This window comes from Streptomyces sp. NPDC059816 (assembly GCF_042732055.1).
Taxonomy (GTDB): domain Bacteria; phylum Actinomycetota; class Actinomycetes; order Streptomycetales; family Streptomycetaceae; genus Streptomyces.
Genome location: NZ_JBHWIQ010000002.1, coordinates 270,086 through 287,694, shown reverse-complemented (window position 1 = coordinate 287,694; position 17,609 = coordinate 270,086). Strand labels below are relative to the sequence as shown.

Annotated in this window: 17 protein-coding genes and 1 pseudogene; 8 read left to right on the top strand and 10 right to left on the bottom strand. The window is 72.3% G+C overall.

Annotation, left to right across the window (positions count from 1 at the left end; genetic code table 11):
• Positions 1-89: 89 nt before the first annotated feature.
• A pseudogene (locus ACFV88_RS03880) lies at positions 90-722 on the top strand (endonuclease/exonuclease/phosphatase family protein); the annotation flags it as partial.
• Positions 723-763: 41 nt separating this feature from the next.
• Here the strand turns inward: ACFV88_RS03880 and ACFV88_RS03875 are convergent.
• From ACFV88_RS03875 to ACFV88_RS03860, 4 genes are all read right to left on the bottom strand, one after another.
• Positions 764-1,954: an MFS transporter gene (locus ACFV88_RS03875; RefSeq protein ID WP_385485657.1), complete on the bottom strand. Its 1,191-nt coding sequence runs from the start codon at positions 1,952-1,954 to the stop codon at positions 764-766.
• 162 nt (positions 1,955-2,116) lie between these two features.
• Positions 2,117-2,593, bottom strand: coding sequence for a hypothetical protein (locus ACFV88_RS03870; RefSeq protein ID WP_385485655.1), 477 nt, complete (start codon positions 2,591-2,593; stop codon positions 2,117-2,119).
• A 127-nt stretch (positions 2,594-2,720) separates the two neighbouring features.
• Positions 2,721-3,368: a hypothetical protein gene (locus tag ACFV88_RS03865; protein WP_385485653.1), complete on the bottom strand. Its 648-nt coding sequence runs from the start codon at positions 3,366-3,368 to the stop codon at positions 2,721-2,723.
• Positions 3,361-4,140 (bottom strand): alpha/beta hydrolase, encoded by a 780-nt coding sequence (locus tag ACFV88_RS03860; protein WP_385485651.1) that lies wholly within the window; start codon positions 4,138-4,140, stop codon positions 3,361-3,363. The genes ACFV88_RS03865 and ACFV88_RS03860 overlap by 8 nt, the downstream gene beginning before the upstream one ends.
• A gap of 190 nt (positions 4,141-4,330) precedes the next feature.
• On the opposite strand from ACFV88_RS03860, the gene ACFV88_RS03855 reads away from it, so the two are divergent.
• From ACFV88_RS03855 to ACFV88_RS03840, 4 genes are all read left to right on the top strand, one after another.
• On the top strand, positions 4,331-5,200 hold the full coding sequence (locus tag ACFV88_RS03855; protein ID WP_385485649.1) for a lysophospholipid acyltransferase family protein: 870 nt from the start codon (positions 4,331-4,333) through the stop codon (positions 5,198-5,200).
• Positions 5,201-5,348: 148 nt separating this feature from the next.
• Positions 5,349-6,566 (top strand): MacS family sensor histidine kinase, encoded by a 1,218-nt coding sequence (gene macS, locus ACFV88_RS03850; protein WP_385485647.1) that lies wholly within the window; start codon positions 5,349-5,351, stop codon positions 6,564-6,566.
• Positions 6,563-7,246 (top strand): response regulator, encoded by a 684-nt coding sequence (locus ACFV88_RS03845; RefSeq protein WP_385485645.1) that lies wholly within the window; start codon positions 6,563-6,565, stop codon positions 7,244-7,246. Before macS ends, ACFV88_RS03845 begins: the two co-directional genes overlap by 4 nt.
• Positions 7,247-7,366: 120 nt before the next feature.
• Positions 7,367-8,371, top strand: coding sequence for a 2-hydroxyacid dehydrogenase (locus ACFV88_RS03840; RefSeq protein WP_385485643.1), 1,005 nt, complete (start codon positions 7,367-7,369; stop codon positions 8,369-8,371).
• Here ACFV88_RS03840 and ACFV88_RS03835 read toward each other — a convergent pair.
• Together ACFV88_RS03835 and ACFV88_RS03830 are read right to left on the bottom strand one after the other, a co-directional pair.
• Positions 8,314-10,227 (bottom strand): anthranilate synthase family protein, encoded by a 1,914-nt coding sequence (locus ACFV88_RS03835; RefSeq protein WP_385485641.1) that lies wholly within the window; start codon positions 10,225-10,227, stop codon positions 8,314-8,316. The two genes, ACFV88_RS03840 and ACFV88_RS03835, sit on opposite strands and share 58 nt — an antisense overlap.
• A 128-nt stretch (positions 10,228-10,355) precedes the next feature.
• The gene (locus ACFV88_RS03830) at positions 10,356-10,412 is read right to left on the bottom strand and encodes a trp operon leader peptide (RefSeq protein WP_385486034.1); all 57 of its coding nucleotides are present in this window, start codon (positions 10,410-10,412) and stop codon (positions 10,356-10,358) included.
• Positions 10,413-10,577: 165 nt separating this feature from the next.
• Between ACFV88_RS03830 and ACFV88_RS03825 the strand changes: the two genes are divergently transcribed.
• Both ACFV88_RS03825 and ACFV88_RS03820 read left to right on the top strand, forming a co-directional pair.
• Positions 10,578-11,933 carry a class II 3-deoxy-7-phosphoheptulonate synthase gene (locus ACFV88_RS03825; RefSeq protein WP_385485639.1) on the top strand — a complete coding sequence of 452 codons (1,356 nt, stop codon included), beginning with the start codon at positions 10,578-10,580 and terminating at the stop codon, positions 11,931-11,933.
• A gap of 205 nt (positions 11,934-12,138) precedes the next feature.
• Positions 12,139-12,399 carry a bacterioferritin-associated ferredoxin gene (locus ACFV88_RS03820; protein ID WP_385485637.1) on the top strand — a complete coding sequence of 87 codons (261 nt, stop codon included), beginning with the start codon at positions 12,139-12,141 and terminating at the stop codon, positions 12,397-12,399.
• Between the two features lie 84 nt (positions 12,400-12,483).
• On the opposite strand, the gene bfr is transcribed toward ACFV88_RS03820, so the two are convergent.
• Positions 12,484-12,963 carry a bacterioferritin gene (bfr, locus tag ACFV88_RS03815; RefSeq protein WP_385485635.1) on the bottom strand — a complete coding sequence of 160 codons (480 nt, stop codon included), beginning with the start codon at positions 12,961-12,963 and terminating at the stop codon, positions 12,484-12,486.
• A 152-nt stretch (positions 12,964-13,115) separates the two neighbouring features.
• Between bfr and ACFV88_RS03810 the strand changes: the two genes are divergently transcribed.
• On the top strand, positions 13,116-13,748 hold the full coding sequence (locus tag ACFV88_RS03810; protein ID WP_385485633.1) for a sulfite oxidase-like oxidoreductase: 633 nt from the start codon (positions 13,116-13,118) through the stop codon (positions 13,746-13,748).
• Between the two features lie 64 nt (positions 13,749-13,812).
• On the opposite strand, the gene ACFV88_RS03805 is transcribed toward ACFV88_RS03810, so the two are convergent.
• From ACFV88_RS03805 to ACFV88_RS03795, 3 genes are all read right to left on the bottom strand, one after another.
• Entirely contained in the window at positions 13,813-14,694 is an 882-nt protein-coding gene (locus tag ACFV88_RS03805) for a deoxyribonuclease IV (protein ID WP_385485631.1), read from the bottom strand.
• A gap of 90 nt (positions 14,695-14,784) precedes the next feature.
• Positions 14,785-16,731, bottom strand: a complete 1,947-nt coding sequence (gene pknB, locus ACFV88_RS03800; RefSeq protein ID WP_385485629.1) for a Stk1 family PASTA domain-containing Ser/Thr kinase — start codon at positions 16,729-16,731, stop codon at positions 14,785-14,787.
• Positions 16,732-16,813: 82 nt separating this feature from the next.
• Positions 16,814-17,608 carry a thiazole synthase gene (locus tag ACFV88_RS03795; RefSeq protein ID WP_385485627.1) on the bottom strand — a complete coding sequence of 265 codons (795 nt, stop codon included), beginning with the start codon at positions 17,606-17,608 and terminating at the stop codon, positions 16,814-16,816.
• Position 17,609: the final 1 nt, after the last annotated feature.

The following is a 17,609-nucleotide window of genomic DNA, read 5'->3' as shown; positions in this document are numbered from 1 at the left end:
GTCCGGTTCGGCCGGGGGGGGGGGTCATCCCAAACCCGTCCGGTGGGGGGGGCCCCCCCCCGGCGGCCGGCCCGGGGGCGCGGGGCCCCCGCGCCCCCGACGTGGTCCTCGTCCAGGAGGCTCCGCGGTTCTTCCGCTGGCGCAAGAAGCTGGCCCGACTCGCCGCGGCGAGCGGCCTGTACGTGCTGTCCGGCGGAGCGACCGCCGCCGGCCCCGCCCTGCTCTGTTCGCTGCGGGCCACCGTGGAACGCACCGAGGACACCCTCCTCCCCCTGACTCCGGGCTTGCACCGCCGCGGGTTCGCCACCGCGGTCCTCCGGTTCGGCGCCGCCCGGGTCGGCGTGCTCAGCTGCCACCTCTCGCTCCAGAAGGACGAGCGCTTCGACCAGTCGGGTCTGCTGCTCGACCGGCTCGGGGAGCTCGGCACCCCTCACGCCATCGCCGGCGGTGACATCAACGAACGCCCCGACGGCCCCGCCTTCCGTCGACTCGCGGACTCCCTCCAGGACGGCTGGGCCACCAAACCCCTGGGGAACGAGTACACCTCGCCCGCCGAGGCCCCGCGCCAGCGGATCGACGCGGTCTTCGCGACGCACGGCATCGAAGTGCTCGGCTGCGGCGTCCCCGAGGACCTGCCGGGCATCACGACCGCGGACCTGAGGGCGGCCACCGACCACCTGCCCGTCCTGGCCACCCTCCGGATTCCCCCCGAGCCCCGCTGACCGGCGCGGCCCGGCCCGGCCCTCGGCGGCCCACCACGGGGTCAGGTGTCCGCGGGTACCGGGCGGCGCAGCAGATAGACGCCCGCGGTCACGACCAGGACGGTCATGCAGGCGATGAACACCAGCCCCGCGCTCTCCAGCCCGATCGGTCCCGTCAGCAGCCCGACACCGATCACCGGCACCGAGATGCCCGCGTACGCCACCACGAACAGGGTCGAGATCACCGCCGCCCGCTGGTCCGCCGGGGACGCCGCCGCCACCGCGGACATCGCGCCGCGGAACGCCAACCCCTGCCCGCCGCCCCCGACGAGCGCACTCAGCACCACCAGCGCCAACAGGTCCCAGTGCAGCGCCCCCGCGAGCAGCGCCAGCCCGGCCAGCAGCGCCGCACAGCCCAGCGGCAGGGACTTCCCCACCCCGACCCGGCCGACCGCCAGCTGCCCGGCGGTGGAGGCGAAGAAGGCCAGCGCGACGACCAGACCGCTGACGGCGTGGTCGTCGACGTCCAGGGACTGTGCGAGGAACGCGGGGCTGACCGAGGTGAACACCCCGAACAGCGCGAACCCCACGAAGGAGGCGATCGCCGCGGGCCCGAACACCGTCCGCACCTGCACGGGCAGCCCGGGCCGCCGCGGCCGTACGGCGCTCAGCGGCCGTCGTTCGCCCACCGTTTCGGGAAGGCGCAGCAGGACCAGGGCCGCGCCGGCCACCAGGGTCAGGTGCACGGCGAACGGCAGGTACAGCGGCCAGGGGGCGTACTGGGCGAGCAGCCCGGCGAGCAGCGGGCCGCAGCCCAAGCCGCCCATGTTGGCGGCCGTCGCCACGAAGGTGGCCCGGGCGGCGCCGCCGGGCGGCGCCAGCTCCATCACGTACGCCGTGGCGGCCCCGGTGAACAGCCCGGCGGACAGGCCCGACAGCAGCCGTCCCGCGTACAGCCAGCCCAGCCCGGTGGCGCACAGGAAGCAGCCGGCGCTCAGCGCGGCGCAGCCCAGCCCCCACGCCAGCACCTTGCGCCGGCCCACCGCGTCCGAGACGTTGCCCGTCAGCAGCAGCACGCCGATGACCCCGAAGGCGTACACGGCGTACACCACCGTCACCGTCAGCTCGGAGAACCCGAACTTCTCCTGGTACAGGGGGTACAAGGGGGTCGGCAGGGTGGTGCCGGCCATGCACACCGCGAACACCGCCCCGCTGAGCAAGCACGCGCGCCATCCCGGGCGGTCACCGTCCACGCCGCCGACCGTAACCCCGCACCCCGCCCGGGCCCGTACCGGCGCGCCCTCGGCACGACAGATCCGGGCCGGGCCGGGTGGGGGCGGGGTCCGTTTCCTCCGCCTTGCGATCCACGGCACCAGACCCCGCTCACTGATCCGGGCTGATCCGAAAGAAACTTTCTAGGCGAAGGAGCGCAGTTCGAAGCTGATCCCTCCGCGGTCGGCCATCCGCAGCACACGCCTGCCGTATCGCGGCGGCTGGCGCAGGTGAAGGGTGAAACTCCAGGCGCTGAACTTCAGGAGGAAGCCGTCGCCCTCCAGGTACCACCGCCTCTCACTGCGGGGGAGTGTCGGCCCCACCTGTTGCAGCCTCCTCATGTGTAGCGGCAGCTGGATGGAGCGCAGCTCGCCGGATATCGGCCCCATGCAGTCGAAGACCAGCGTGGCCGGTGAAACCCAGAACTTGACGTCCTGCCAGGGCGACGACGGCTCGACCCGGCGCACGATGTAATCGAGGTCGAGATGCAGTTGCAGGGCCGAGGGTGCGGTGTCATCGATGTCGTCCTGCTCAAGGAACTCCTCGGGGGTCAGGCCGTCGGGCGGGCCCTCGTCGTCGGTGACGGCGAGGGCGTGGATCTGGCACGAGTCAAACGACATCGCGTCAAGGTCCCGCTCCGTCCAAGTGGCCTTGCTCAAGCCTGACTCGGGGTGGACCACCATCTGCATACCGCGAGTATCGACCAACACGGGCACATCGCAAAGGGATCACCACTCCAAATGCGGCCTAGACGACCGCGCCGCGACCGGGGTCGTCGTCCTCCTCCTCGTCGCCGCGCATCCGCCCCACCAGCGTGGCGAACCCGCCCAGGAACCCGCCGACGCCGAGCAGGGTCAGCCACCAGGTCATCTGCCAGCCGAACAGCACCGCCAGCAACAGCAGCAGCGGGCCGCCCAGCACCCCGAGCCAGCCGAACTTGGCGGTGGCGTCGGAGGCGGGCAGCGGCGGTGGCTCCGGCGGCACGAAGTGCCCCTCGTCATCGCCGTCGAAGTCCTCCTCGGACGCCTCCTGCGGGCTGTAGTCCCGTGGCCCGGCGACCCCGGGCGCGAAGGCGACGGAGCTGCCCAGCGGCTTGCTCGGCTCGTCGGCCGTGTCCTCGTCGGCCGCGTCCTTGCCGGTCGGGTCCTCGTCGCTCGGGGGCGCGGCGGACGGCCCGTCGTCCGTCCTGTTCGGCTCGGCCTCCAACAGGGCCAGGTCCTCCACCGACTTGAACGGCTTCGCCCCGGGCGGGTCGACCGGCTCGTCCCCGTACCCGGCCACGATCGCCTCCCACGCCGCCGTCTCGTCCAGGGGCACGGCCTCACCCGCCGCCGCCTGCTCCGCCGCGGCGCGGTCGTCGGGCTCGCGGCCCTCCTCACGGTCGTGCTCAGCCACCGGTGGCCGTCCCTTCCTCGCCGACACTGGGTGCGATCCGATCGATGAACGCGTGACTCTCCGCGAAGATCCGGTCCGCGTCATAGTCCAACGTCGCGACGTGGTAGCTCTGTTCCAACAGGATCTCCGTGACGTCCGTGGAGGACACCCGGCTCAGGACCCGGCGCGAGTCCGAGGGCGGCACCACGTGGTCCTCCGGGCTGTGCAGCAACAGCAGCGGCTGGGTCACCTGCGGCAGCTCCCCGTCCACGAGCCGGAAGAACCGTCCCAGCGAGTACGCCGCGTGCAGGGGCACCCGGTCGTAGCCGATCTCGACCGGACCGTCCTTGGCGATGTCCCCGACCAGGCCCTTCGCCGAGGGCACCAGGTGCCGGACCACGGGCAGCACCCTGGCCCCCGCGCCGTGCACGGCGATCGCCGGGTTGACCACGACGATCCCGCTGATCGTGTCGCCGTGCTGGGCGGCGAGGCGCAGGGTCAGCGCCCCGCCCATGGACAGCCCGAAGACGAACACCCGGGCGCACCGGTCGCTGAGGACGCGCAGCTCCCGGTCCACCTCCGCGTACCAGTCCTGCCAACCGGTGGGCCGCATGTCCTCCCAGCGGGTGCCGTGCCCCGGGAGCAGCGGCAGGGACACGGTCAGCCCGCGGGCGGCGAGGAAGTCCGCCCAGGGGCGTAGGGACTGAGGGGAACCGGTGAATCCGTGACAGAGGAGGACACCGATGTCACCGCCTTCGTGGCGGAACGGCTCGGCACCGGGGAGGACCGTCACGTTCGGTCTCCTGTTCGTGTGAGAGGGGGGGCGGGGAGAACCGGGGCGCCCCGGGGCGTGGGAAGGAGAAGGGGCACTTCACGGTACGCGACCGCCCTGACACCGACCAGGGCCATCGGACCGGTTCGGGGTGGGCCGGGTTATGGTCTGTTCGACAGAAATAGGAGGCAGTCGGTTGATCTACGGCGCGATGAAGTTTTCCATCGGAGGGCCACTGAAGCTCGCCTTCAGGCCCTGGGTGGAGGGCATCGAGCACATTCCCGCCGAGGGTCCCGCCATCCTCGCGAGCAATCACCTCTCGTTCTCGGACTCGTTCTTCCTCCCCGCGGTCCTCGACCGCAAGGTCACCTTCATCGCGAAGGCCGAGTACTTCACCACCCCGGGCGTCAAGGGCCGGATGACGGCGGCGTTCTTCAAGGGCGTCGGCCAGCTCCCGGTGGACCGCTCCGGGGTGCGGGGCGCGGGCGAGGCGGCGATCCGCAGCGGCATCGAGGTGCTGGAGCGGGGCGAGCTGTTCGGCATCTACCCGGAGGGCACCCGTTCGCCGGACGGTCGCCTCTACCGGGGCAAGCCGGGCGGCCTGGCCCGGGTGGCGCTGGCCACCGGCGCGCCCGTGATTCCGGTCGCGATGATCGACACCGAGAAGATCCAGCCGCCCGGCAAGGTGCTCCCCAAGCTGATGCGCCCGGGCATCCGGATCGGCAAGCCCCTCGACTTCACCCGCTACCAGGGCATGGACCACGACCGGTTCGTGCTGCGCGCGGTGACCGACGAGGTCATGTACGAGATCATGAAGCTCTCCGGTCAGGAGTACGTCGACATCTACGCGACCGCCGCCAAGCGGCAGATCGCCGATGCCGCGAAGGCCGAGCGGGAGGCGGCGAAGGCCGAGAAGGCAGCCGCCCAGCAGGCCGCGAAGAACGACGCGGGCGAGGATCGCCCGCAGCACACCGAGCGCCCGGACACCGAGCGGTCCGACCCCGAGCGCCCGGACGGTGCGGGCTCCGACGGTGAGCGACCCGCCGGCCGGGAACACCGCCAGGAGCCGTCCGGCTCCTGAACGACGGGCCCGGGCGCCGGGCGGTCGGACGGTCGGGACCGTCCGGGCCGTCGGTCGGAGCGACACGGGAACCGGTACCGACCGCGGTGCCGGGGGGAACACTGGGGGAGCGGTGGGCGGGACGGTCAAACGCTGGCGCGTGACACGCATGTCGGTCGAACAACCGCTGTGGCGCGCCCTCACCGGGTACCGCGTGCTCACCGCGCTGTACGCGATCGGCGTGTTCGTGTCGATGTACGACACCTTCGCCCGGCCCTGGGTCGCCATCGCGTACTACGTGGTGCTGGTGGTGTGGACCGCCGCGACCCTCGACAAGGTCTCCGGGGCGGCCCGCTGCACCCGGCGGTTCCTGTTCGTGGACCTGACCATCGCGCTCACCGGCATCCTGCTCACCCCGCTGGCCGCCTCGCCCGACCGCATCGTCGAGGGTTCGCCGACCCTGCCGTCGATATGGACCGCGGGCGCCGTGCTCGCCTTCGCGCTCAAGGGGGGCTGGCGCTGGGCCGCCGTCGCCTCCGCGCTGGTCGGCGTCGCGAACATCATCCAGCGGGGTGCCGTCAGCCGGGACACCGTCCACAACGTGCTGCTGGTGTGGGTCGCCTCGATCGCCATCGGGTACGTGGTGGAGGTCGCCCGGGCCTCGGAGGCGACGCTCGCCCGGGCCCTGGAGATCGAAGCGGCCACCCGGGAGCGCGAACGCCTCGCCCGGGACATCCACGACGGCGTCCTCCAGGTCCTCGCGATGGTGCAGCGCCGCGGCAACGCCCTGGGCGGGGAGGCCGCGGAGCTGGGTCGGATGGCGGGGGAGCAGGAGGTCGCGTTGCGGACCCTGGTCTCCGAGGGGCTGCCCTCCCGTGCCTCGGGGGACGCGGCCGACGGCGCCTTCGTCCGGGCCGTCGACGACCCCGGCGATCCCGCGGACCCCCGCGGCCCTGCTGCTCCCGATGACGACGGACCGCACGATCTGCGACACCTGCTCGGGGGACACGCGAGCGCCCTGGTGACCCTCTCGGACCCCGGTGCCCCGGTGCTCCTCCCGCCGGCGACGGCACGGGAGTTGGCCGCCGCCGTGGGCGCCGCGATGGACAACGTGCGGCGGCACGCGGGCGAGGGGGCGCGGGCCTGGATCCTGGTCGAGGACGAACCGGACGCGGTGATCGTGACGGTCCGTGACGACGGCCCCGGCATCCCCGAAGGCAGACTGGAGCGGGCCGAGGGCGAAGGGCGCCTCGGCGTGGCCCAGTCGATCCGCGGACGGTTGCGGGACATCGGCGGTACGACCGAGCTGTACTCCGTACCGGGCCAGGGCACGGAAGTGGAACTGAGGGTGCCGCGGGGCGGCACCCAGGGGAGGGCGGCACGATGACGCAGGACACGACCGGGAGACCGGTGACGATCAGGGTCATGGTCGTGGACGACCATCCGATGTGGCGGGACGCCGTCGCCCGGGACCTCGCCGGAGCCGGCTTCGAGGTGGTCGCCACCGCCGGCGACGGCGAGCAGGCGGTCCGCCGGGCCCGGGCCACCACCCCCGACGTGGTCGTCCTCGACCTCAACCTGCCCGCCAAGCCGGGGGTCCAGGTCTGCAAGGAGGTCGTCGCCGCCAACCCCGCGCTCCGGGTGCTGGTGCTGTCGGCGAGCGGTGAGCACGTCGACGTCCTGGAGGCGGTGAAGTCCGGGGCGACCGGCTACCTCCTCAAGTCGGCGTCCACCGAGGAGCTGATCGACGCGGTCCGCCGCACCGCCGACGGCGACGCGGTGTTCACCCCCGGGCTCGCCGGACTCGTCCTCGGCGAGTACCGGCGGCTGGCCGCCGAGCCCCCGTCCACCGCGTCCGACGAGCCGGGCGCGCCCCGGCTGACCGACCGGGAGACGGAGGTGCTGCGGCTGGTCGCCAAGGGGCTCAGCTACAAGCAGATAGCCGAACGCCTGGTCATCTCGCACCGCACGGTCCAGAACCACGTGCAGAACACCCTCGGCAAGCTCCAGCTCCACAACCGGGTGGAACTCGTCCGCTACGCGATAGAGCGCGGACTCGACGACTGACCGTCGGTGACCGCCCCCCTGGGTGGGCCTCCAGTAGGGGGGCGGTCACCGGGCCCCGCCCGGCGGCCCCGCGTATATTCCGAACCGGCACCCGATCGCCCCGCACCTGGAGGGACCCTCGTGGAGATCCTCGCCTTCGGCGTACAAGCCGACGAGAAGCCCCTGATCGAAGCCGCCTTCGAGGCCCCGCACGAGGCCCGCTGCCTGGACGTCTTCCTCAACGAGGACACCGCCCCGATCGCGGCCGGCTACGAGGTCGTCTCCACCAGCGTCAACGCGGACCTGGGGCACCGGGTGCTCCAGACGCTCGCCGCCGGCGGCACCCAGATGATCGCCCAGCGCTCCACCGGCTTCAACAACATCGACCTGGACGTCGCGGAGCGCCTCGGCATGACCGTGGCGCGGGTCTCGTACTACTCCCCGTTCGCGGTCGCCGAGTTCGCCTGGACCCTCGCCATGGCGGTCAACCGCCGCATCGTCCGGGCGGGCAACCGCACCCGCGACTTCGACTTCCGCCTCGACGGGCTGATGGGCCGCGACCTGCACGGCCGGACCGCCGGAGTGATCGGCACCGGCAAGATCGGCGAGGCGTTCGCCCGGATCGCCCACGGCTTCGGGATGCGGCTGCTCGGCTGGGACGTCGCCGAGAACCCGGCCTGCGCCGCCCTCGGCATGGAGTACGTCGACAAGGACCGGCTGTTCGCCGAGGCGGACCTGATCAGCCTGCACGTCCCGCTCCTTGCGGACACCCAGCACCTCGTCGACGCGTCGGCGCTGCGGACGATGAAGGACGACGCGATCCTCGTCAACTCCAGCCGGGGCGGCCTGATCGACACCAAGGCCCTGGTGGAGGAGTTGCGGGCGGGCCGGTTCACCGGTGTCGGCCTGGACGTGTACGAGGCGGAGGCGGGCCTGTTCTTCCTCGACAAGTCCCTGGAAGCCGTCCCGGACGACGTCCTGGCCCGCCTCGTCACGTTCCCGAACGTGGTGGTGACCTCCCACCAGGCGTACTACACGGTGGACGCGGTGACCCAGATCGTGGACACCACCGTTTCCAACGTGCTCGACTACCTCGCCGGCCGCCGCAGCGGGAACGTCCTGGTTCCGGCGTCGCCCAGCAGCTGACCGGCCAACTCCCGCACGATCGCCGCCCCGCGCAGCGTCAACACCGACTCGGGGTGGAACTGGACGCCCGCGAAGCCGGGCCCGCGCAGTGCGTGCACCTCGCCCCGCGGGTCCCGGCTGACCTCCACCCCGTGCGCGGCCAGCTCCAGAGCGGCGTCCGCGTCGCAGCGGGCGACGAAGCTGTTGTAGAAGCCGACGGTCTCGGTCCGCCCGAACAGGTCGACCGCCGTCTGCGCCCCCTGGTACGGGACCTCCTTGCGGACGATGGCGAGCCCCAACTCCGCCGCGATCAGCTCGTGCCCCAGGCACACCCCGAGCACCCCGTACGGGTGGCGGCGGATCAGCTCGGCGGCCAGCTCCCGCAGGAACCGCATCTTCGGGTCCGCCGGGTCCGAGGGGTCACCCGGCCCGGGGCCCAGCACCACGGGACCCGGATGGGCGAGCACCGCGGCGCGCAGCCCCGGTTCGTCGTAGCGGCGGACCGTGACCTCCAGTCCCGCGGACCGCAGCAGGTGCGCCAGCATCGCGGTGAACGTGTCCTCGCCGTCCACCACCAGGGCGTGCCCCTCCAGCGCGTCGGAGCGCTCCTGCATCCGCAGCCAGAACGGCGCCAGTGCGGACCGCCGTCCGGCGAGCGCCTCCCGCACCCGGGGGTCGTCCGCCAGCGCGCCCCGCACCGTGCCGCGGTGCGCGGGGCCCGGCCGCACCCCGAGGGCGGTGAGCACCCCGGCGGCCTTGGCATGGGTCTCCGCGACCTCGCTGCGGGGGTCCGAACCGCGCACCAGCGTCGCCCCGACCGGCACCTTGAGGCTTCCGTCGGCGCCGATGTCCGCGGTCCTGATGAGGATCGGCGAGTCCAGGGTCTGTGCGCCCCCCGGGTCCCGTCCGACCAGGGCCAGGGCCCCCGCGTAGTACCCCCGGCCGCTGCCGTCCGGCCCCGCCGGCTCGTACCGCTCGATCACCCGGCACGCGTTCTGCACCGGCGACCCGGTCACCGTCGCCGCGAACATCGTCTCCCGCAGCACCTCGCGGACCCCGAGCGAGGACCGGCCGCGCAGCTCGTACTCGGTGTGCGCCAGATGGGACATCTCCCGCAGCCGCGGCCCCACCACCACCCCGCCGCGGTCGCCGACCGTGCACATCATCTTGAGTTCCTCGTCCACCACCATCGACAGCTCCTCGATCTCCTTGCCGTCGGCGAGGAAGTCGAGCAGCCCCTCGGGGGTGGGCCCCTCGGCGGGGTAGCGGTACGTCCCGCTGATCGGGTTCATCACGACCGTGCCGCCGTTCATCCGCACGTGCACCTCGGGGCTGGCCCCGACCAGGGTGCGCTCACCGGTGTGCACCACGAACGTCCAGTACGCGCCCTCCTCCCCGAGCAGCAGCCGCCGGAACAGGGCCAGCGCCCCGGCCCGTCCGAAGCCGGGGACCCGACCGGTGTAGGTGCGCCGGATGACGAAGTTGGCGCCCGAGCCCCGGCCGATCTCGTCGCGCAGCACCCGCTCCACGACGGCCGCGTACTCCTCGTCGCTGACGTCGAAGCCGCCGTCCAGGACCCGCACCGGCTCCCCGGCCAGCGCGGCCAGCGCGGTCAGCGCCTCGGCGAGGGGCACCTCGTACGACTCCTCGGGGACCAGCACCGCGAGCGGGGTGCCGTCGTCGCGCACGTCGAAGCCGCGTTCGCGGATCTGGCGGAACGGGACGAGGGCCAGCCCGTCCGGGATGTCGGCGAGCCGCTCGTGGTGGACGACCGGGCCGATCAGCACCTCGACGGTGTCGTGGTCGCGGCCCGGGGTGCGTCGGCGCAGCAGTGCGAACGGAGGGGAGTGGGGGTCGAGCAGACGGTTGAGGTCCACGGGTGATCGGTTCCTTCCCTGGCGGGCGCCGGCCGGGCGGTGCCCGGTGGCGGAGCGGAGGGAACGGCCCCGGAAAAGCAGGAAGGCCGCCCCTCGGGCGGCCTTCGCGTGATCTCGGGTACGCGCAGTCAGTGGGCCGCCGGATGAGCGGTCCACCACCAGCTACGGGTCGAGTGCACGAACATGCCGGGCACCCTACCCGATGCGCCGGTGTCCCGGCACGTGATCCTCCCCGCCGGGTTCCGCCCCCGCCCGCGCTCCGGCGGCGCATCCCGCGCTCATTTGCGATGTGCGTCTCAAAAGATGAGCGGACGGATGGACACCCCCGGTCACCCCGTAATGTGGTGGAGGTGACCGTGAACGCTGAATCCCAGTCCGTCGACGCCGGGCCCACCTGGCGCGACCTGCCCGCGGCGCAGCAGCCCGAGTACCCGGATGCCGAGGCTCTGCGCGATGTGATCGCCGACCTCGAAAGCTATCCGCCACTGGTCTTCGCCGGTGAGTGCGACCAACTGCGCGCCCGGTTGGCCGCGGTCGCCAAGGGCGAGGCGTTCCTGCTCCAGGGCGGGGACTGCGCCGAGTCGTTCGACGCGGTCGGCGCCGACCAGATCCGGGCCAAGCTCAAGACCCTGCTCCAGATGGGCGCCGTCCTCACCTACGCCGCCTCGGTGCCGGTGGTGAAGGTCGGCCGGATCGCGGGCCAGTACTCCAAGCCGCGCTCCAAGCCCACCGAGACCCGCGACGGCGTGACCCTGCCGACGTACCGCGGCGACTCGGTGAACGGTTTCGCCTTCACCGAGGAGGAGCGGGTCCCGGACCCGCAGCGCCTCAAGCGGATGTACCACGCGTCGGCCTCCACGCTGAACCTCGTCCGCGCCTTCACCACCGGTGGTTACGCGGACCTGCGCCAGGTGCACGCCTGGAACCAGGACTTCGTGAAGTCCTCGCCGTCCGGTCAGCGCTACGAGCAGTTGGCGCGCGAGATCGACAACGCGCTGAACTTCATGCGGGCCTGCGGCACGGACCCCGAGGAGTTCAAGACGGTCGAGTTCTTCGCCTCCCACGAGGCGCTGCTGCTCGACTACGAGGGCGCCCTCACCCGGGTCGACTCCCGGACCGGACGGCTGTACGACACGTCCGGCCACATGGTGTGGATCGGTGAGCGCACCCGGCAGCTCGACGGCGCGCACATCGAGTTCGCGTCGAAGATCCGCAACCCGATCGGCATCAAGCTGGGCCCGACGACGACCGTCGACGAGGCGCTGACCTACATCGACCGCCTGGACCCCGACCGCGAGCCCGGCCGGCTCACGTTCATCGTCCGGATGGGCGCCGACAAGGTCCGCGACAAGCTGCCGAACCTCGTCGAGAAGGTCACGGCCTCCGGTGCCACCGTCGCCTGGGTCACCGACCCGATGCACGGCAACACCTTCGAGGCCGCCTCCGGTCACAAGACCCGTCGCTTCGACGACGTCCTGGACGAGGTCAAGGGCTTCTTCGAGGTCCACAAGGGCCTGGGCACCCACCCGGGCGGCATCCACGTGGAGCTGACCGGCGACGACGTCACCGAGTGCGTGGGCGGCGGCGACGAGATCTTCGTCGACGACCTCCACCAGCGCTACGAGACGGCCTGCGACCCGCGGCTCAACCGCAGCCAGTCGCTGGACCTGGCCTTCCTGGTGGCGGAGATGTACCGGGACCAGTAGGTCCATGGCAGTGGGAGTCGGGTGATCTTGCCCGGATGTGTACCGATGGGGCGCGGATGCTGTGATCCGCGCCCCATCGGCACGTCCGGGACTTTTACGTCACCCGCGGGACGGGTAAGGTTAGGCAAGCCTCACCGAAATCTCGGGACGGCATCAGCGATCGGCTCGCGCCGGTCCCGAGCGATTCCACCGGGGAGGTGACCGCGTGTACGTGTGCAGTTGCTTCGGTGTCACCGAAGCCCAGGTGCGTCAACACGCGGCGGACGGCGCCTGCACCCCGCGCCAGATCGCCTCGGCCTCCAAGGCGGGCACGGATTGCGGTTCCTGCGTCCGGAGCATCCAGGCACTGCTCGGCCGGGGCGCGTGCCCCCGTCGGGCGCTGGTGGAGCAGGGCGAGCCCGCCCTCGCGAAGATCGGAGTACCGCGTTCCGGCGGGCGTGTCGCAGGACTCGAAGAAGCCGCCTGACCGTTTCTCCACGTCGCTGGTGGTTCGTGGGACGGCCCCCGGACGGCCGGGGAGGGGTCTCGGACGGCCGCGACCCCGTCGGGATCAGCTGCTCGGCTGCTCGATCTGCTGGGCCAGGTACAGCGGCTCACCGAGCTTCTCGATCAGCTCCAGCTGGGTGTCCAGGTAGTCGATGTGGTGCTCCTCGTCCTGGAGGATGTCCTCGAAGATCCGTGCCGAGGTGACATCGCCCTTGGCGCGCATCACGTCGATGCCGCGCTTCAGCCGGTCGATGGCCTCCACCTCGACCTGTCGGTCGGCCTGGAACATCTCCGTCACCGTCTGACCGACACGGACGTGGAACAACCGCTGGTAGTTCGGCAGGGCGTCCAGGAAGAGGATGCGCTCGGTGAGCCGGTCCGCGTGCTTCATCTCGTCGATGGACTCGGACCGCGTGTAGTTCGCGAGCTTGGTCCAGCCGTTGTTGTCCTGGATGCGGTAGTGCAGCCAGTACTGGTTGATCGCGGTCAGCTCACCCGTGAGCTGTTCGTTCAGGAACTCGATGACCTCGGGGTCGCCCTGCATCGCAGAGGCTCCTTCCAGGTGGGGACCGGTTCGGTGGCCGCATCCTCGCACCGTGATTCCGAGGCCGTCCAGTAAGTGCCTCCTTAGTAGGAGTTGCCCCCACCGGGTCTGACCTGGTCATGAACACCTACCCGGTCTGTCAGGATGGAGTCATGGGTCAACCGGTCGGTAGCGAATCTCCACAGGCGGCGCAGCCGCAGCTACCGCCGGGGCAGCGACTCCAACGCGGATGGCCCGTCACGCACTACGGTCCGGTGCCCAGATTCCGCCCGGAGCGCTGGGAGTTCAGGGTCTTCGGCGCGACCGTCGACGGCGACAAACGGTGCTGGAACCACGAGCAGTTCTCGGCGCTGCCGTACACCACGGTCGTGGCCGATCTGCACTGCGTCACCAAGTTCAGCATGCTCGGTGCCGAGTGGGGCGGGGTGCCGGCCCGAACGGTCCTGGACCTCGCGCCGCCCGCCTCGAACGTCACCCATGTGATGGTCTGGGCGGAGTACGGCTTCAGCTCCAACATGCGGCTGTCCGACTTCGACGTCGAGGACGCGATCTTCGCCACGCACAAGGACGGTGAGCCGCTCACCGCGGAACACGGGTTCCCGCTGCGCCTCGTGGTGCCCCACCTGTACGCCTGGAAGGGCCCCAAATGGGTGCGGGGCGTCGAGTACATGACCGCGGACCGACGGGGCTTCTGGGAAGAACGCGGTTACCACAACGTGGGCGACCCCTGGCGGGAACAGCGCTACTCGTACCAGGAGGAGCCCGGCGAGGGCCCCGAGCTCTGACCCGCGACCCCCGTTGCCGGCGTGCCCTGCCGTGCGAGCGGTGGTCGCCGAGGACGTTCTACCCCTAGGGGGTATGCAGGCCGTCCCTGATCTTCTGGAGGAGCGCCACGTCATCCGCGTGCCCGCTCGGGCCACCGGGGGTCTCGATGACCAGGGGCACCCCCTCGGTCGCCGGATGCGCCAGCAGGGCACGGAACGGATCCTCCCCGATGTGGCCGGCCCCGATGTTGGCGTGCCGGTCCTTGCGGGCACCGGCGCCCTCCTGGGAGTCGTTGGCGTGGATCAGTTTCAGCCGTCCCGCGCCGACCGTCCCCACCAACTCGTCCAAGGTCCGGTCCATCCCGCCCGGACCGGCCAGGTCGTGCCCGGCCGCGAAGATGTGACAGGTGTCGAGACAGATCCCCAGCATCGGATGGGAGTCCAGCGCCTCGAAGTACGGTCCGAAGTCCTCCGCCCGGGAACACAGCGAGGACCCCTGCCCGGCCGTCGACTCCAACAGCAGGAACGGGTCGTCCTCGTGCGTCAACTCGTCCAACAGCGGCAGCATCCGCTCGCGCACCTGCGCCAGGGCCACCGCACGTTCCCGGCCACCGGTCGCCGACCCGGTGTGCACCACCACCCCCAGCGCCCCGATCGCCCGGGCCCGGCGCAGCGAGTGCCGCAGCGACTCCACCGAACGGTCGACGGTCGCCTCCGTGTGCGAGCCGAAGTTGATCAGGTAGGGGGCGTGCACGTACGCCGGAACGCCCTCGGCGGCGCAGGCCGCGCGGAACTCCTCGTCCTGCCGGGGGTTGCCGGGCGGGGTGGCCCAGCCGCGCGGATTGGCGACGAAGACCTGGACGGTTTCGGCGCCCATCTCGCGGGCGTACGCGAGACCGGTGGAAGCGAGGCCCCCGGCGACCGGGACGTGGCCGCCGACGGGGTTGCGGAGGTGGGTGACTGTCACCCCGCCAGGGTGGCACGCGCGAGTGCGGCTCCCGAACGCCGCCCGCCCCGGTCCCGGCCCGGCCCGCCCGCGCGGGGGCGGCGCGGCCCGTCAGCCGATGTGGAGGGTGATCTCCGAGCCCTCGGGGGCCTCCTCGCCGGCGGCCACCGACTGCTCGTCCACCGTGTCCCCGAACAGCCCGAGGATGCCCCGGTCCACCTTCACCTCGAACCCGGCCGCCTCCAGGGTCTGCCGCGCGTCGTCCACGCCGTCCCCGACCACGTCCGGAACCTCGATCATCTCCGGCCCCTCGGACAGCGTCAGCGTGACCGTGTCGCCCTCGGCGACCTCGGACCGCGCCCGGGGGAACTGCTGCGCCACCTCGCCCGCCGGCACCTTGGCGGTGACCCGCTCCGGCGCGATCTCCGACTTCAGCCCGAGCTCCGCCAACGCCTCCTGCGCCTGCCCGAGGCTCTTCCCGCCCAGCTCGGGCACCTCCACCGGGGCGCCCCTGCTCAGGATGATCGCGACGGCCGAACCCGCCCGGCGCTCCGTACCCGCAGCGGGGTCGGTGCTGATCACCTCGCCCCGCGGGACGGTGGTGTCGAACGCGTCGGTGACCATCCCCGGCTCCAGCCCGGCGGCCGTGATCTCCTTGCGCGCCACGGCCAACGTGCGGTCCGTCACATCGGGCACCCGCACGGTCTGCGGCCCCAGCGACACCGTCAGCCCGACGCTGCCGTTGCCGCGGATGCGGGACCCGACGGTCGGGTCGGTGGCGATCACCGTGCCGCGCCGGTTGGTGTCGCTGTACTCCCGCCGGACGTCCCCGACGTCCAGCCCCGCGTCGGTGAGCCGCTCCCGGGCGTCCGCCTCGGTCTGGGTGAGCAGCGCGGGGACCTTCGTGAACTGTCCGGAGTTGATGTACCAGACGCCGATCCCGGCCAGCAGGACCAGCAGCAGGGCCCCGAGCCCGGCCACCGCACGGCGCGGCGGCCGACCGGTGAGCAGGCCCCCGAACCGGGACCGCACGGGTACGGGACGCCCCAGCAGCGCGGTGCGCTGGACGTCGTCCGGGCCGCCGCCGATGGCGTCCTCGTTCACCGGCAGCGGGCGGGGTATGCCGAGCGCCCGGGGGATGACACTGGTCCGGTCCTCGGCGCTGTCGTGCGCCGCGTCGTCGGCCCCCGGCGGGACCGCGTCGAGCTGCGCCTCGGTGAGGGCGGCCCGGGTCGACCGGAGCGCCGCGAGCAGCGCCACCGCGTCGCGCGGGCGCAGCCGGGGGTCGCGGGCCGTCGCCGCGGCGACCAGCTCGTCCAGCTCCACGGCCGTCCCGGGGACCGTCGCCGAAGGGGCCGGGACGTCCTCGTTGACGTGCCGGTAGAGGACCTGCGCCGTGGTGTCGCCGGTGTGGGGCTTGCCGCCGGTCAGCATCTCGTAGAGCACGATCCCGCAGGCGTACACGTCCACCCGGGTGTCCGCCGCACCGTCCTCGATCTGCTCCGGCGCGAGGTACGCCACCGTCCCGAGCACCGGACCGGTCGAACCGGTCCGGGAGTCCACCGAGCGGACCAGACCGAAGTCGGCCACCTTGACCCGGCCGTCATCGCCGATCAGGACGTTCTCCGGCTTCATGTCCCGGTGGACCAGACCCGCCCGGTGCGCCGCGCCGAGGGCGGCCAGCACCGACTCCAGGACGTCCAGGGCGGCCCGTGGGCACAGCGCGACCCGCTCCCGCAGCACGTCCCGCAGCGTGCAGCCGGGCACGTACTCCATCGCGAGGTACACGTAGGCGCCCTGGGCGCCCTGGTCGAAGACGCCGACCACGTTCGGGTGCGAGAGCCGGGCCACCGACTTCGCCTCGCGGATGAAGCGCTCCACGAAGCCCGCGTCCACCGCGAGGGCGGGGTGCATCACCTTCAGGGCGACCACCCGGTCCAGCCGGGTGTCCAGGGCGCGGTACACCGTGGCCATGCCGCCGGTGGCGATCCTCGCGTCCACCCGGTAGCGGGCGTCCAGCACGTGCCCGAGCAGCGGGTCCTGAAGCGAATTGTCCACGGAGGCAGTCTAAGAGCCGGCGCGCCGGGGGCGTGCCGACCCGGGGGCCCGCGCCCCCGGACGGCCCGTGCCCCGTAGGGGGTCAGAACGCGGGGCGCTCCGGGTCCAGCCGGGCCTGCCCCGCGGCGGGCGAACTGGCCTGTGCGAAGAAGCGCCGGGGGATGCGCCCGGCGCGATGGGCGAGGCGCCCGGCCTCCACGGCGTGCCGCACGGCCTCGGCCATCAGCACCGGCACCCGGGCCCGGGTCACCGCTGAGGCGAGCATCACCCCCGCACAGCCCAGCTCCATGGCCAGCGCCACGTCCGAGGCCGTCCCGGCCCCCGCGTCCAGGATGACCGGGACCCCCGCCCGCTCCACGATCAACTCGAAGTTGTGCGGATTGCGGATGCCCAACCCGGAGCCGATGGGCGAGCCCAGCGGCATCACCGCAGCGCACCCCACGTCCTCCAGCTTGCGCGCCAGGACGGGATCGTCATTGGTGTACGGCAGGACGGTGAAACCGTCGTCGACGAGGATCTCGGCGGCGTCCAGCAACTCGACGGGATCGGGCAGCAGGGTCCGCTCGTCGGCGATGACCTCCAGCTTGACCAGATCGGTGCCGAGCGCCTCCCGGGCCAGCCGCGCGGTGAGCACCGCCTCCCCGGCGGTGAAGCAGCCCGCGGTGTTGGGCAGCACCCGGATGCCGAGCCGGTCCAGCACGGAGAGCACCGAGCCGGCGGTCGTCGGATCGACCCGCCGCATCGCGACGGTGGTCAGCTCGGTGCCGGAGGCGACCAGCGAGCGTTCCAGCACGTCGAGGCTGGGGGCGCCGCCGGTGCCCATGATCAGCCGGGAGCCGTAGCTCCGGCCGCCGAGGACGAAGGGGTCGTCGGCCACG